Genomic DNA, 15,381 nt, shown 5'->3' on the forward strand with positions numbered 1-15,381 from the left:
TTTTAATTAGATAATTCTTTTATTTGATTTTCTAAATTAGCAATTCTTTTATTTATGTTTTTTTCTTGAGCATTTTCGGAACTATTTGAAACATGGTTTCCTAAAACTTCAGATCTAAGATTTTTTATCTCACTACTCTCTGTAAATGGCTTATAGCTTTTCAATTGTGAAGAAGTTTTAGTTGTAAGCAGAGAAGAGCTATCGATTTGAGTCTCATTTTCTTCAGATTTGTTTAAGAAACGTAAACTCATAAGAGAAAGTACTAGTAATAGTGCAGAAAGAATGAACCACCATTTTTGTGAAGTGCGTAACATTTACATACAACCACTCTTTTCATAAAAATGGCAAATATAATAAAAGCAGCAGCAGGATGAAGGAAAATAAATCAAAATTATGAATTCAATCTCAAAAATTATAGGATATTCATTAGAATGGTTTATTTTATATAAAAAATAAATATGATAGCTAAACTCAAAATTTACTAGAATAGAAAAATGAAAAAATTACTTATCGGCTTATTTGGTATATTACTTTCTTTCAACTGCCTATCTGAAAGTTATACTCCTACAAATCAAAATTGGTACGGTCCATTTACAATAGATAAGGCTGCTTACTTTTATGATGGCTCGAGCTACTTTTTGACTATCCATGTAAAAGAAACTCCTGAAACAGCATGTGAAGTAACAAATAGCATGAAAAAATTTGCTTGGAAATCTTCAGGTACAGTGCTTGCAACAAACCTAACTTCCTTGGCTGTCGCAGCACAAGCTCAAAATAAAAAAATAATGCTTTTGGTAAAAGACACCTGTAGAGAAGGGCTAGGCTTAGAGTTTCGAGGTGTAGAAATCCTATCAGAATAAGCTGCATATCAATAAGCTACGTAAACTCTAATAGTACAAAAAAGCCGCTGAATTGAACTGACCCCCAATAGTTGGACACCAATTATTGGGGGTCTTTTTATGTCCAAATATAGCCACGAGCTAAAATGTGTCATTGCTAAACAATGCTTAAATGGTACGCCATCTAGTTATTTAGAAAAGCAATATTCAGTTTCTTCGAGACAGATTCGGTATTGGGCCCAAGTTTTTGCTATCCATGGTGCAGCTTCATTTTTACTAACTAAACATGCTGTTTCGGCTCAAACAAAACTAAAAGCATTAAATTTAATGTGGACGAATGACTGGTCTCTCTCGCACACTAGCGCAGTATTTAACCTCTCGCCCCCAGGGATACTTTCTGTCTGGCTCAAAAGATTTAACGAGCTCGGTATCAAAGGGCTCAAAATTCGCCAGTAAAGGAAGACCTTCAATGAAACAGCAGCCTCAACGTACCACTAAACCAGATAATGAAATGACACTTGAGGAGCTAAGAGAGGAGTTGGTCTACTTACGAACTGAGAATGCAGTTCTAAAAAAGTTGGAAGAGTTGGAGCAAGAAAAGAACCGTCGAACAAAGAAAAAGCGGTCATAGCTCTAACTCTTTAAGGTAAGTCCCCACTGAAGCACCTGCTGCAAACTCTGCAACTGGCGAAAAGTGTCTTTTATTATCAGGCTCAAGCGAGCAAGCGTACTGATAGTTACGAAAGTGAACTGCTCATGATAAAGTCAATTTATCATGAGCATAAGGGGCGATACGGCTACCGCCGTATTCACTTGGAACTAAAAAAGCGAGGCTTCATGTTGAATCACAAGACGGTTCAAAGGCTTATGGCTCAGCTAAACCTTAAATCAACGGTCAGGATTAAAAAGTACCGTTCATATCGAGGTGAGTCTGGAAGAACAGCTCCCAACATACTTGAAAGAGATTTTAGTGCGTCCCAGCCAGATGAAAAGTGGGTAACTGACGTTACGGAGTTCAAAGTCAAAGAGCAGAAAGTGTACTTGTCTCCGGTTGTCGACTTGTTTACTCAAGAGGTGGTTGCTTATAGAGTAGCTAAAAATGCCTGTTTGCCGCTTGTCATTGATATGTTGACGGAAGCGATATCAAAGCTTAGACCGAACTCAAAACCAATTATACATAGCGATCAAGGTTGGCAATATCGGCATCGACAATATCAGCAAAAAATCGAAGAGAGTGGGTTAATACAAAGTATGTCGAGAAGAGGTAACTGCTTGGATAATGCTGTTGCAGAAAACTTTTTTGCTTTACTTAAAACAGAGATGTATCACAACCAGAGCTTTGAAGATGCAGATTCTCTGATAGAGCAAATTAAAGAATACATCGAGTACTACAATACAAAACGTATAAAGGTGAAGCTAAAAAGGCCTTACTCCGATAGAGTATCGAACTCAGGCCTTGAAAGCCGCTTAACAGAAATGTCCAGCTTTACGGGGTCACTTCAAATTCAGCGGCTTTTTTATTAAATCTTGTGTCGACCTAGAAGAGAGTGAGACAAGGTTGTCCCGTCCACGAGCTCAAGCTCGCCCCCCACTGGTACACCGTGCGCGATACGGCTTGCATCCACTTGGTGTTCTTTACACAGCTCCGCGATGTAATGCGCTGTTGCTTCCCCTTCAACCGTTGGATTGGTTGCAAGAATCACTTCAGAAACATCACCGCGACGCAGACGGTAATCCAGTACATCAAGACCAATATCACTTGGACCAATTCCGTCCAGTGGTGATAAGTGCCCCATTAGTACAAAGTATCGACCCGAGTATTGACCTGTCGCTTCTACTGCCGCGATGTCTGCTGGACTTTCTACTACACAAATTTGGCCATTTTCTTGGCGCTTTGGGTTCGTACAAATATGGCAAACGTCTTCTTCAGTGAAGGTACGGCACTCGGTGCAATGACCAATTTCTGTCATTGACTGACTCAGCGCATCTGCCAGTTGCAGACCGCCTTTTCTATCACGCTGTAACAAATGAAAGGCCATACGCTGCGCCGACTTGGGGCCAACCCCAGGTAGACAACGTAAGGCCTCCATCAATTGTTCCAGCATATGACTGGTACGCATTAAAAATCCGCTTAGTTAGAATTCAGCAGATTAGAATGGCATTTTCATACCTGGTGGTAATTGCATACCGCCAGTTACTGAAGCCATTTTCTCTTTTTGAGTTTCTTCAACACGACGTGCTGCATCGTTGAATGCCGCAGCGATAAGATCTTCTAGCATCTCTTTGTCGTCTTCCATTAGACTCTCGTCAATATCAACACGACGCACACTGTGACTACCAGTGATTGTAACTTTAACTAGACCAGCACCAGACTCGCCAGTTACTTCCATATTCGCGATTTCTTCTTGAAGCTTTTGCATGCGATCTTGCATTTGCTGGGCTTGCTTCATTAGGTTGCCCATACCGCCTTTACCAAACATGTTTATCTCTCTGGTTTAATTAGGTGTTGCATCTGTTAATGGGGTTTTCACTGAACGTTTTCAACCCCATTCCGTTCAAAATTTAGATAGGTCTTACACTATCTTTATCGAGCTCTGCAGCGAAACGACGTTCGATGAACTGAACATGCGGATCGTTTTCTAAACTGTTCAGAGCTTGTTGCAATTTTTCTTGATACAGCCTGTCTCTAAGCTCAAGGGGTGTCTCACCGTTTTCGCCCACATCAATACTAAGATGGCACTCTTGTTCTAACACGCCATTTAACGCGTTCAACAGCTCGCTTTGCGCTCTGTCAGTATTCAAGTGTGCCTGACTGTCTCTTAATTGTAGCGAAACTGTCGAGCCTTCTTTGCTGTAATGCGAGTTTAGTGCAAGTTGCTCCACCAGCTTGGGGGTATTCATTAAGCTGATCAGCTTTGCCCACTCACTGTTTTCCAATGATTCATCGACAAGCTTTTGCGCCATTTCTGGCGTCTTTTCGTGCTCAAGAGCTTTCTTGAGCTGCGTAGGTGTCAGTTGCGTATTCGTTTTTGTTTCAACCGGTTGCTTGGTTGGACGCCAACGATATGCTTCATCCTCAATGACAGGTTGTTCCGCTTGAGAAGAGGATGGTAGCGACACCTGCGCGGAATTGCCATGCAATTGCGCTAGACGGTCAATGACCGACTCTTTTTGAGCAGATGTCGCGTTAGGCTTTTTTGGGCCACCATTTTGCGTCGTCGCCTGTTGCTGACCCTGGCGTTGCGAGCGCAATTGATGACGAAGACCACTCAAATTACCTCGAGCAGGCGCTGGCGCATTCTCTGGCATAGGTTGAGCTTGTTGAGGAACCTGCTGTGTAGGCACAGGATTCTCACTCATTGGTGGTGCCATGTCATACTGTGGCGGAGCCATATCATAACCACCTTGATATTCAGGTTGGTATGATGGTGCTTCATTCGTCGGCGGCTGTGCTGCCTGAGACAGCGGTTGTGACGCCATATTCGGCGCTAACTGGCTTGGTCTAGGCTGACTTTGCGTTTGCTGTACAGGTGCTTGCTGAACTGGCGCTTGCGGTTTTGCCACCGATACTGCTTGTGTTTGCACTGCACTTTGCGCAGGCAAGCCTTGTGTCTGCGATGGGGTTGAGATGACGGTGGCGCTGTTACTTGCAGATGGACGAAATGCCATCATGCGCAAAACGATCATTTCCATCCCAACGCGACCATTCGGTGACAACGTTAGGTCTTCACGGCCTTTTAAAGCAATTTGGTAGTAAAGCTGAACATCTTGTGGTGTTAACGCTTTACTCAATAATTCGATTTTTTCAGCATCAGGTTGAGTCTGATCTAAGGTCGATGGCAGAGCTTGGTACATCGCGATGCGGTGAAGCTGGGATGCCAATTGTTGTAGCAATCCATCCCACTCGACACCGTTTGATGCAAGTTGTTGGATTTTGTCCATCGCCTGTTGCGGCTGCTTACTGCTGACCGATTCCAGCAAATGAATCGCTTGGTCAGTATCAATCGTACCAAGCATGTGGCTAACGATATCGGTCTGAATCGTGCCGTTACCTAGGGCGATAGCTTGGTCAGTTAAGCTCAGTGCATCACGCATACTGCCATCTGCAGCATGCGAGATCATGCCAAGTGCTCTTGCTTCTGCAGAGACTTGTTCTTTTTCCAGAATATGGTCAAGTTGCTGATGAATGTCATCAACACTGATTGGCTTAAGGTGGAACTGTAAACAGCGCGACAGAATCGTTACCGGCAGTTTTTGTGGATCCGTCGTAGCCAACAAGAACTTCACATACTCTGGCGGCTCTTCCAACGTTTTTAACAGCGCATTGAAAGAGTGACGCGAAAGCATGTGTACCTCATCAATGAGGTACACTTTAAAACGTCCGCGAGCGGGCTTGTATTGAACGTTATCTAATAGTTCACGAGTGTCTTCAACTTTAGTACGAGAAGCCGCGTCGATCTCTAGTAGGTCAACAAAGCGACCTTCATCAATCTCACGACAAGTATCACACTCACCACAAGGGTTAGCAGTAATACCTGTTTCACAGTTCAGGCCCTTAGCAAACAGTCGGCCAATCGATGTTTTACCAACGCCTCGCGTACCGCTGAAGAGATACGCATGGTGTAAGCGATTTTGCGCCAACGCGTTTTCCAGAGCCGTAAGGACATGGCTTTGCCCTACGACTTGGTCAAACTTATTCGGACGCCATTTTCGCGCTAAAGCTAAATAACTCATTGAATGTATTAGTGTCCTTCAAACTCGCAAATGCTGTATACGTTCAGACCTAGACCTTCTAGGCGCTTATCACCACCAATTTCTGGCAGGTTGATAACGAATGCAGCGTGCTCTACTTCACCGCCTAGTTGACGGATAAGCTTTGTTGTTGCTTCGATCGTACCGCCCGTAGCAAGTAGATCATCTACAACCAATACTTTATCGCCTTCTACGATCGCATCAGTATGGATTTCTAGCGTATCAACACCATATTCAAGCTCGTAGGATTGAGCCACAGTAGGACGAGGCAGTTTGCCTGGCTTACGCACAGGGACAAAACCAACACCCAGTTCTAGTGCTAGTGGTGCACCAAACAAGAAGCCACGAGCTTCTGTACCCACAACTTTCGTGAAACCCATATCTTTGTAGCGCTCAACCAAAAGATTGATTGTTGCTTGATACGCTTTCGCGTCCTCAAGAAGGCTGGTTACGTCGCGGAAAAGAATGCCTGGTTTCGGGTAATCTTCGATGCTTTTGATGCTAGATTTGATCAGTGAGATTGTTTCTGTAGTCATAATACCGATTTACTTAGATTGGCTCATCACCCTCTGTTCTAATCGCAGTATATATGAGGGCAACAAACAATAGGTTTTCATCACTATGTGCTTACTTTCGTAAAAGTCACAAGCGCTGAAAATACAAACGCCCACTCGAAGAGCGGGCACACTATTCTCTACAATCTTAGTGATTTTCTTCTCGGTCAGCAACCAACTCAGTCACAGGGAGACGCATAAACCAACTCAGTAAAACGATTAGCATCACTAAAAGCGCAATTTTTACCCAAACCATTGGAGCGACAATGATGGAGAAAGTAAAACTGAGTACGATGAAGACCGCGCCACGTTGTTTCACTTTGCGTGTGACTGCTCGGTGTTTATGCCAGTTTTCGAGTAAAGGTCCAAACGTTTTATGTTCATGCAGCCAACGATGAAATGCAGGGCTGCCTCGCATGAAACAGGCACTCGCTAAAAGAATAAAGGGTGTGGTAGGAAGAAGAGGAAGAACGATGCCGGCAATGCCAAGCAGCATGCAGAGTCCACCAGCTATATTGAAAAGGTAACGCTTAATACGAATGGTGGACTCCAATAAACTAACGCTAAATTAAAAGCCCGCGTAACCATTCATTACACGAAGCCAGGTTAACGTTGCAGGTAAAGTTGGGATCAAAAGGACTGCAATGAAACCTAAAAAGTAAAAAATATTATAAGGCTCTTTAAAATCTTTGTCTGCCATGATGTTTCTTCTCACTAGAGTTGAGTTGACTTCGCTTCCCCCACCTTACATCGTTAAGTTATCGTTGCATAAATGGGTCATTATTGTTTTAAGCGATGACTATACCTTAAACAATTAACGCTAAACACCAACAAAAAGTAGGGTTATAAAGCGAAGTATCATTAGTTCGAAGCCAAGCAGATAGAAATAAAAAAGCAGCGTAATGGACGCTGCTTTTGTTGATGTATCTATGTTTTTACCTGCTGCTCGTTATATCAATCGATTCAGACGAACCATATTGAGGCTAAAGCTGGATGTCCCAAGACAACCAATTGAAAGCTGCCCGTTAGTGCTGATTGGTAAATCTCGGGTGATGAAGTTTTTCATACTGCCGTCACCTAATTGATTACCAGCGGCTATGTGCTGATTTGAATGGCCGTCTGACCACTGACTATCCAAACCCGCTGGTAGTATAGAGACAGAAGACGAAGCAAGATCTGCGACACCGAAAACGGCATTTACGGCACCGGTACTATCAGAGCACTGAATACCTTTTTCAATAATGTCGACCATGTCTTTCAGGTCTGCACTAAAACTCTTTAAGTTACGTAAGTAGTCATCAAACAAAGCACGCACTAGCAGCGTTGTTGCCACACCATCGTGCGCTGATGACGCTGAATCAACGAGATAAAAGGCAAATTGCCCGTTCATCAGCCAACGGTAATCAAACACTAAAGGCATAACGTCGGTTGATTGCAATAAACGATAAGAGCATTTCCAATCGCCTTGTGATGCGTCTTTTTCTGGCAATAAAGCGTGTAGCAAGTCTCTTGCTGCATTTGGGTGTTGTTGTAGATATTCTAGGTGCCAGTGCAGTTCTTGATCGTCTGGCATTTCCCCACCGTCATCAACCCTAAACCATTGGCTCGAAAAATCTCGATGGTCAGAGTAGTGACAGTCTGATTCCTCAAGCGTGTTGTCGATCGCTTGAGATAGATGTTGATAGTTTCCTATTGGTTTAGGTAAGAAATCTTTAATACCAAAACGAAGCGCTTTCGCGACGTCAGACATCTCATCCGTTCCAGACACAACAATCAGTGGCATAGACGGATACTCTAAGCTAACTTCCTCGACAAATTCTATCCCGTCCAACACGGGCATGGATAAATCACATAAGACCAAATCAGGTTGGCATTCCCTTAGTTGTTGAAGCGCCTCTAGGCCGTTTTCTGCTTCGACCACCTTAAAACCCTGACTTTCCAAATAGGCATTAGTCACGCTACGAAATATCGGATCATCGTCCACTAACATGATGAGTTTATGATTGACCACTTCCTGCGCCGAGACCATTGCCGTTTGACTGTGAGTCTTAAACATACCTTTGCACCTCACAAAGCTCAGTCAAAAAAACAAATTTATATGTCGTTATTTTTGTTGTATTCACATCTTACAAAACGTTATGCAGCAAGACATCAGGCCCTTTCACCTTGTTATAAACCGTAGCCTGAAATTGACGTTTATACAAATATTCCATGGTCTATCAGTATTTACTCAGGGAGCCTTGCTGTGTTCAAATGACGCAACATGTTGACTTAAAGCAAACTTTGATCACAAAGTTAATTATAAATTAGCCATAAACGGTAGTTTAATGTGTCTGGAAATATGAAATTAGATGATCTAAACCTGTTTCGATTGGTTGTCGAAAATGGGAGCTATACCGCAACTTCGCGAAAAACCATGATTCCGGTGGCAACCATCACCCGACGCATTCAAGCGCTAGAAGACTCTGTCAATCTTCGATTGCTGAACCGTCATGCGCGTAAGCTTTCTCTGACCGAGGCCGGAGAACGCTTTTACCATGAATGCTCACCTCTGCTACAACGCCTAACATCGACAGCTGAGGAGATTACGGATGACTGTCGTGGCGCATCGGGCAAGATTAAGATTTCTGCACCGTACAACCTGACTAAGCGCATGATGATGCCTATGTTTAATGGGTTCATGAAGCAGTATCCTGACATCAACATCGAGCTGACGACAGAAAACAACGCCGATCAACTTGATCCTACTGAGTGGGACGTGATTTTCCGCGTTGGACCACAGCGTGACTCAAGCTTGATCGCTCGTAAAATTGGTGAAGTGAAGGATATTCTCGTCGCAAGTCCTGACTATCTCGCCGCAAATCCGGCACCAAACCACGCTGAAGAGCTCTCTAACCATTCTTTGCTGAAAGGCTACCCACTGATCAAGTGGACACTAATCAACAGCAAGGGAGAGTCTGTGGTGAATGCAGAACGTGGTCGTTTTCAAGCCAATGCACTGAATGTCGTGCGTAGCTCTTGCTCTGAAGGGTTGGGGATTACATTAATGCCTGACGTGATGATCAAAGAGTATATTGAAAGTGGCGATCTACTGCGTGTATTACCAGATTGGAGCGCTAACCCGCGCGACATCTACATGCTGTACAATCACAAAGACCACCTTCCTGAGAAAGTGCGTCTTTTTATCGACTTCGTGATCGCTTACAACATTCACTAAACTCGATAGCAGATACAAAAAACCAGAGCGCGAGCTCTGGTTTTTTTATGTCTTGGATTTTCGGGCAGATTAAGCGCCTTCGTTATGCAGTTCTAGATTAGCAAGATCTTGCTGAATTTCTGCTTGTGTCTTTGCATCATCGTTACGTAAACCATCAAGGAAGTCGAGGTATTGTTGGTCGATGTCACCCGTCACATATTCACCGTTAAATACTGATGTATCGAACTGAGTGATGTCTTGATTGCCTAAACCAACTGCTTCAACCAAATCATCCAAGCGTTGGTAAATAAGCGCGTCAGCACCAATTTGCTTACAGATGGTTTCGTTATCGCGGCCATGAGCAATCAACTCTGTTGCACTTGGCATATCGATACCGTAGACATTCGGGAAACGTACTTCTGGTGCCGCCGAGACCATAAACACCTTGTTTGCGCCAGAGTCACGAGCCATCTCAATGATCTGCTCTGATGTTGTACCGCGAACAATAGAGTCATCCACAAGCAGGACATTCTTACCTTTAAATTCAGAACGAATCGCGTTTAGTTTGCGGCGCACCGATTTCTTACGCTGTTGTTGACCCGGCATAATGAAAGTACGACCTACGTAACGGTTTTTCACAAAGCCTTGACGGTAAGGTTTATCAATAGCTTGGGCAATTTGTAGAGCAATATCGCAAGACGTTTCAGGAATAGGAATAACCACGTCGATATCCAATTCTGCGTAATCTTCACGAATACGCTCACCAAGCTTTTTACCCATCTCAACACGAGCACTGTAAACAGAAATCTTGTCGATGAAAGAGTCCGGACGTGCAAAGTAAACGAATTCAAAGATACACGGATTCAGTTTTGGATTGTCGCCACATTGTTTCGTAAATAGTTCACCATCAAACGTTGCGTAAATCGCTTCACCAGGAGCGACATCGCGAACAAAATCAAAACCAACAGCATCTAACGCCACTGACTCTGACGCCACCATGTATTCTGTTCTTCCGTTCACTTCACGCTTACCTAAGCATAAAGGGCGGATACCATGTGGGTCGCGAAACGCAATCATACCGTGGCCAATAATCATCGCAGCAACAGCATAAGCACCACGGATTGTACGGTGAACATTCGTAACCGCACGGAAGACATCGTCAGCTGTCACATTGCCTTTTACTGTATCGATTTCGTGAGCGAGTACATTCAGAAGCACTTCAGAATCTGAAGTCGTATTGATATGACGGCGGTCTTTTTCAAACAGTTTTTGACGAACTTCATGAGCGTTAGTCAAATTACCATTGTGGGCAAGTGTAATACCGAAAGGAGAGTTTACGTAGAAAGGTTGAGCTTCAGAGGCACTTGAACTGCCTGCGGTTGGGTAACGAACATGACCGATACCAACCTCACCTTGTAAGCGTTGCATGTGTCTTGCTTCGAACACATCCTTCACTAAACCGTTCGCCTTACGCAGACGAAAACGATTGCTTTCTATGGTACAAATACCAGCGGCATCTTGGCCACGATGCTGTAACACCGTTAACGCGTCATAAATAGACTGGTTTACAGGCGTTGTGCCCACGATTCCAACAATACCACACATGTCCTAATCCTCGATTTGCGACAGTAGCTGGCACTACTAGATAGTGCCAGACAGAAAACTTGATGTTGCTTTTAAGTGCTCGAAGAATGGGGCGATGATACGGCTGAACTCTGGGACCAACTGTGACTCTTTCCACCAATCCGAGCTTGGGAATGCAGTAAACGCATCCATAAAAAACAGCACCGCAGAAACAATCAGTACTCCGCGTAAACCACCAAACACCACACCGAGAATTCGGTCGGTTCCTGATAGCCCTGTTTTTTGTACCAGTTGACCAATGACGTAATTCACCACTGCACCAACCACTAAGGTAGCGACGAATAACGCCGCTATTGCGGCTCCGTTACGAAACATTTCATCTTCGATGTTGGTGAAATACACCGCCAATTTGGCGTAGTAATTACTGGAGATAAAAAATGCTCCAAACCAAATCACCAAAGACAAAGCTTCTTTAGCAAAACCGCGAACTAAACTGATCAGAGCTGAAAATCCGATCACACCTAAAATGACAAAATCTAACCAATTCATGTTTTCTTCATCTTAAGTTGGCGCGCATTTTAACAGAAAAAACGCTGACGCAAACGTTTTCTTATGGATTTAATGGCTTAAATTTAAGCAATTGACCTTTTGAGCCTGTAATTTTTTGTAATTCCTTGACCTGTCGTTCAAGTTTACTTTTTGACACATCAGGACCAACAATCACTCGAGTAAAGGCTGTCTCTTTTTTTACATGAGCTTGGTAGCCACGCTTCTGAAGATCCTCTACAAGTGCAACCGCATTTTCATGATTTTTTAGTGCCATCAACTGAATGATCCAGGCTGAATCTTCATATTGATTTTTTTCTTCAACCGGACGAACGGCAACTTCAACCTGTTCAGGTTGTTTGACTTCTTCTGGCTGAGAAACCGCGACTTGAGGCTCTTGAGATTCATTCACTGTTGCAGTTACTGGAGATTCCGGTAATGAAACGTCGTCTTCAACAGGCTCTAGTATTTCGAAGTTCTCCACATCGCTATCAAGTTCAGGTTTGATAGGAATACTGGCAAACTCTTCTTTATAGTGCAGTTTCTTACCATCCAGTACGTCTGGAAGTACGATGACCCCCACCGCCACTAGAATGATGGTGCCGACTAAACGACTTTGAAATTTACTTGCCATCAAATTACCTTTGATTACTCATTATTTGATTGCCAATACTCCAACACTTCACCCACTGTGTGGAATGAACCCACCACCAAAATGACATCATCATGAGCCGCATGAGTTTTCGCGCTCTCAAATGCCTCTACTGGAGTTTGGAACTGAATCTGGCCTTCGGGTAAATATTGACATAACTCGTCGGCAGTTGCCGCGCGAGGGCCAGTCAGTGATGCTGGGTACCATTGGGTTGCAATTGGCGCTAATACTTCAATTGTTGCCTTGATGTCTTTATCGTGCAGCATTGCCACCACGACATGGATGTTTTTATTCACGTATTGGTGCTTCACCTTCTCTACCAAGTATTCTGCAGAGTGAGGATTGTGCGCCACATCAAGCACAATGTCTGGTTCCGTTTGCAAAACCTGCATTCGGCCAGCTAGGCGAGCATTATTCAAGCCATTAACGATATTAATGTCAGTGATTTGCAATTCTGAAGCGCCAAGTGCCATCAGAGCAGTTGCTGCATTCGGTAAGGGCAGAGAAGGCAATGGAAGGTCATCTAGGCCAAACGCTCCACTGGTCCACTTCCAACCTTTCTCAGTCAATTGGTAATCGAACTGGATGCCAACTTGGAAGAACTCAGCTTGAATGTCATCAGCGTGCGCAGCAACGGTTGCTGGCGGCGTCGGTTGGCCACAAATCGCAGGTTTACCAGTACGGTAGATACCCGCTTTCTCAAAGCCAATTACATTGATGTCATCACCTAGCCAATCCACATGGTCGATAGCCAAGCTGGTAATAACAGAGACATCATGATCTACGACATTTGTTGCATCTAATCGACCACCAAGGCCAACTTCTAACAACACCACATCCACTTTTTCAACTTGGAAAATACGAAGTGCAGCCAACGTACCGAATTCAAACAAGCTTAGGCTAATATCACCACGTTGTTGCTCGATATAATCGAATGCTTCGCAGTGTGTACGATCTTCTGCATCTACGCCGTTAATACGAACACGCTCGTTGTAGCGAATAAGGTGAGGTGAACTGTAAACTCCGACTGAGTAGCCGGCATCTAATAGAATCGCTTCCATCAACGCGCACGTCGACCCCTTGCCATTGGTGCCGGCAACAGTAATCACAGTAGGGGCTGGTTTGGTGAGGTTGGCTTTTTTCGCTACCGCTTGAACGCGGTCTAAGCCGAGGTCGATAGCTGATGTGTGGAGATTTGTTAAATAATCAAGCCACATCGTTAGAGTGGATGTGGCTTGAGGAATTGCGTTTTGTGTCATCTAACTTTAACCATTAATTTCTTTGGTTTTTATGTTAGTTGATACTTTACCCTTTTTCGTCCGCTTCTGGTACAGAATATGGCTCTTCATTTGGAGATTCGTTAACGGAAACCACCATCGGAGATTTGTGGTTAGTCATCTTAGCGATCAGACCACCCACACGTTGACGCATTTCACGACGGTCAACGATCATGTCAATCGCACCGTGCTCTAGCAGGAACTCACTACGCTGGAAGCCTTCAGGAAGATCTTCGCGTACTGTTTGCTCGATTACACGACGGCCAGCGAAACCGATCAATGCTTTAGGTTCACCAATGTTGATGTCACCTAGCATCGCCAAACTTGCCGATACACCACCCATTGTTGGGTCAGTCAGTACCGAAATGAATGGTAGGCCTTTTTCTGACAAACGCTCAAGCGCCGCACTGGTTTTCGCCATTTGCATTAGAGACATTAACGCCTCTTGCATACGCGCACCACCACTTGCAGAGAAACACACCAGTGCACAATTGTTTTCAATTGCGGCGTCAACTGCTTTCACGAAACGAGCACCAACAACGGAACCCATTGAACCACCCATGAAAGAGAATTCAAACGCACATGCTACCAATGGCATACCAAGCAGTTCACCCTGCATAACCACCAATGCGTCTTTCTCGCCACTGTTCTTTTGAGCAGCAGAGATACGCTCTTTGTAGCGCTTAGAATCTTTAAATTTCAGTTTGTCCTGTGGCTCAAGCTCTGTGCCTAGCTCTACACGCTCACCTTCATCTAAGAATGTTTCTAGACGACGACGCGCTTTCATGCGCATGTGGTGATTACACTTAGGGCAAACTTCTAGGTTACGCTCAAGTTCAGCATGGTAAAGAACCTGCTCACAAGAGGTACATTTCGTCCACACGCCTTCAGGGATAGAAGCTTTGCGTGAACTTACTAGGTTGCTTTTTTCTAAAATCTTTTCAAGCCAACTCATGGAAGACCTTTTCTCTCAATTCTTCCGCTTCATTGCGAAAGATATAAATTCGGAATATTGCGGATGGATTAAAACATATCTTGCCGCGACTGTAGATAAAAAACTGGTTGTACCTATTTTTGATATCATTAATAACGCATAGTTTCTGCGCATTTCCAGTCTAAACTACCGATAATTTGAAACAAATTCGCAAATTTAGTTCAAATTATCCGGTAAAAATAGCGGACCGATCGGCACTTGTGGTAATCCAAACGCTTCTGGGTAGTCCACATCAACCAAATACAAACCTTCAGCCTTGGCCGTTGCACCCGCTAATTTGCGGTCTTTTGCTTCTAAAAGTGACTTGATCCATTCAGGCTTTTCTTCACCACGACCCACTTTAATCAAACTGCCTGTAATGTTACGCACCATGTGGTGAACAAAAGCATTCGCTTTAATATCGATAATGACGTAGTCACCATGTCGAGTCACGTTCAAGTGCATCATATTTCGACAAGGGCTCAACGATTGGCAGTGTGCTGCACGAAATGAACTGAAGTCATTCTCACCAAGCAAGTATTGTCCTGCTTCGTGCATTTTCTTTTCATCCAAGTCACCGTGATAATGGCTCACTCCAGAATTTAAGATGCCAGGACGCAATGCGTGATTAAAGATGATGTAGCGGTAACGACGCGCCGTCGCTGAGAATCGTGCATGGAAGTCATCAGGTACTTCTACCGCCCAGCGGACAGCGATATCACTTGGCATGTTCGCATTTGCGCCCATTGTCCAAGCAACCATTTTTCGATTTACATTGGTGTCGAAGTGAACAACTTGTCCTGTGCCGTGTACACCTGCATCGGTACGACCAGCGCACTGAACTTCTACAGGGTGATTTGCTACTACAGAAAGTGCTTTTTCCAGCGCTTCTTGGACACTTTTCACTTCTCTTTGGCGTTGCCAACCAAAGTAATTTGTACCGTTATACTCGATACCTAATGCGATTCTCATTTTAACCTTCGAACTCTAAAATGGGGCGGGAAGTAT

The 15,381-nt window shown here is 44.1% G+C and carries 19 protein-coding genes; 5 read left to right on the forward strand and 14 right to left on the reverse strand.

Features of this window, described 5'->3' with window-relative positions:
• Positions 1-2: 2 nt before the first annotated feature.
• Positions 3-314: a hypothetical protein gene (locus OQJ86_RS08930; protein WP_171374609.1), complete on the reverse strand. Its 312-nt coding sequence runs from the start codon at positions 312-314 to the stop codon at positions 3-5.
• 180 nt (positions 315-494) lie between these two features.
• Here OQJ86_RS08930 and OQJ86_RS08935 point away from each other — a divergent pair, with 180 nt between their 5' ends.
• From OQJ86_RS08935 to OQJ86_RS08950, 4 genes are all read left to right on the forward strand, one after another.
• Positions 495-860, forward strand: a complete 366-nt coding sequence (locus tag OQJ86_RS08935; protein WP_045424437.1) for a hypothetical protein — start codon at positions 495-497, stop codon at positions 858-860.
• Positions 861-959: 99 nt separating this feature from the next.
• Positions 960-1,295, forward strand: a complete 336-nt coding sequence (locus tag OQJ86_RS08940; RefSeq protein ID WP_253823288.1) for a helix-turn-helix domain-containing protein — start codon at positions 960-962, stop codon at positions 1,293-1,295.
• Between the two features lie 13 nt (positions 1,296-1,308).
• The gene (locus OQJ86_RS08945) at positions 1,309-1,470 is read left to right on the forward strand and encodes a hypothetical protein (protein WP_253823287.1); all 162 of its coding nucleotides are present in this window, start codon (positions 1,309-1,311) and stop codon (positions 1,468-1,470) included.
• A 53-nt stretch (positions 1,471-1,523) separates the two neighbouring features.
• Positions 1,524-2,363: an IS3 family transposase gene (locus OQJ86_RS08950; protein WP_265987563.1), complete on the forward strand. Its 840-nt coding sequence runs from the start codon at positions 1,524-1,526 to the stop codon at positions 2,361-2,363.
• Here OQJ86_RS08950 and recR read toward each other — a convergent pair.
• The 7 genes from recR to OQJ86_RS08985 form a co-directional block, all read right to left on the reverse strand.
• Positions 2,360-2,959: a recombination mediator RecR gene (gene recR, locus OQJ86_RS08955; protein ID WP_038871307.1), complete on the reverse strand. Its 600-nt coding sequence runs from the start codon at positions 2,957-2,959 to the stop codon at positions 2,360-2,362. The two genes, OQJ86_RS08950 and recR, sit on opposite strands and share 4 nt — an antisense overlap.
• A 30-nt stretch (positions 2,960-2,989) precedes the next feature.
• Positions 2,990-3,319, reverse strand: a complete 330-nt coding sequence (locus OQJ86_RS08960; RefSeq protein WP_005380618.1) for a YbaB/EbfC family nucleoid-associated protein — start codon at positions 3,317-3,319, stop codon at positions 2,990-2,992.
• Positions 3,320-3,401: 82 nt separating this feature from the next.
• Complete coding sequence (dnaX, locus tag OQJ86_RS08965) at positions 3,402-5,573, reverse strand: DNA polymerase III subunit gamma/tau (protein WP_265987526.1); 2,172 nt, start codon at positions 5,571-5,573, stop codon at positions 3,402-3,404.
• 8 nt (positions 5,574-5,581) lie between these two features.
• Positions 5,582-6,127, reverse strand: a complete 546-nt coding sequence (gene apt / locus OQJ86_RS08970) for an adenine phosphoribosyltransferase (protein WP_038871311.1) — start codon at positions 6,125-6,127, stop codon at positions 5,582-5,584.
• 166 nt (positions 6,128-6,293) lie between these two features.
• Positions 6,294-6,698 carry a YbaN family protein gene (locus tag OQJ86_RS08975; RefSeq protein WP_038871313.1) on the reverse strand — a complete coding sequence of 135 codons (405 nt, stop codon included), beginning with the start codon at positions 6,696-6,698 and terminating at the stop codon, positions 6,294-6,296.
• A 15-nt stretch (positions 6,699-6,713) separates the two neighbouring features.
• Entirely contained in the window at positions 6,714-6,845 is a 132-nt protein-coding gene (locus OQJ86_RS08980) for a hypothetical protein (protein ID WP_005380608.1), read from the reverse strand.
• Between the two features lie 249 nt (positions 6,846-7,094).
• Positions 7,095-8,201: a response regulator gene (locus OQJ86_RS08985; RefSeq protein WP_038871316.1), complete on the reverse strand. Its 1,107-nt coding sequence runs from the start codon at positions 8,199-8,201 to the stop codon at positions 7,095-7,097.
• Between the two features lie 285 nt (positions 8,202-8,486).
• Between OQJ86_RS08985 and OQJ86_RS08990 the strand changes: the two genes are divergently transcribed.
• Positions 8,487-9,362 (forward strand): LysR family transcriptional regulator, encoded by an 876-nt coding sequence (locus tag OQJ86_RS08990; protein ID WP_038871318.1) that lies wholly within the window; start codon positions 8,487-8,489, stop codon positions 9,360-9,362.
• A 69-nt stretch (positions 9,363-9,431) separates the two neighbouring features.
• Here the strand turns inward: OQJ86_RS08990 and purF are convergent, their stop codons facing one another.
• From purF to truA, 6 genes are all read right to left on the reverse strand, one after another.
• On the reverse strand, positions 9,432-10,946 hold the full coding sequence (gene purF, locus OQJ86_RS08995) for an amidophosphoribosyltransferase (RefSeq protein WP_038871321.1): 1,515 nt from the start codon (positions 10,944-10,946) through the stop codon (positions 9,432-9,434).
• 36 nt (positions 10,947-10,982) lie between these two features.
• On the reverse strand, positions 10,983-11,474 hold the full coding sequence (locus OQJ86_RS09000; RefSeq protein ID WP_005432921.1) for a CvpA family protein: 492 nt from the start codon (positions 11,472-11,474) through the stop codon (positions 10,983-10,985).
• A 61-nt stretch (positions 11,475-11,535) separates the two neighbouring features.
• Complete coding sequence (locus OQJ86_RS09005; protein ID WP_039974149.1) at positions 11,536-12,105, reverse strand: SPOR domain-containing protein; 570 nt, start codon at positions 12,103-12,105, stop codon at positions 11,536-11,538.
• A gap of 14 nt (positions 12,106-12,119) precedes the next feature.
• Entirely contained in the window at positions 12,120-13,382 is a 1,263-nt protein-coding gene (gene folC / locus OQJ86_RS09010) for a bifunctional tetrahydrofolate synthase/dihydrofolate synthase (RefSeq protein ID WP_038871327.1), read from the reverse strand.
• 46 nt (positions 13,383-13,428) lie between these two features.
• Positions 13,429-14,355, reverse strand: coding sequence for an acetyl-CoA carboxylase, carboxyltransferase subunit beta (accD, locus tag OQJ86_RS09015; protein ID WP_038871328.1), 927 nt, complete (start codon positions 14,353-14,355; stop codon positions 13,429-13,431).
• Between the two features lie 195 nt (positions 14,356-14,550).
• Entirely contained in the window at positions 14,551-15,345 is a 795-nt protein-coding gene (gene truA / locus OQJ86_RS09020) for a tRNA pseudouridine(38-40) synthase TruA (protein ID WP_038871331.1), read from the reverse strand.
• Positions 15,346-15,381: the final 36 nt, after the last annotated feature.

The sequence above is a fragment of the Vibrio sp. Sgm 5 genome (assembly GCF_026241575.1).
In the GTDB taxonomy this organism is placed as follows: Bacteria; Pseudomonadota; Gammaproteobacteria; order Enterobacterales; family Vibrionaceae; genus Vibrio; species Vibrio jasicida.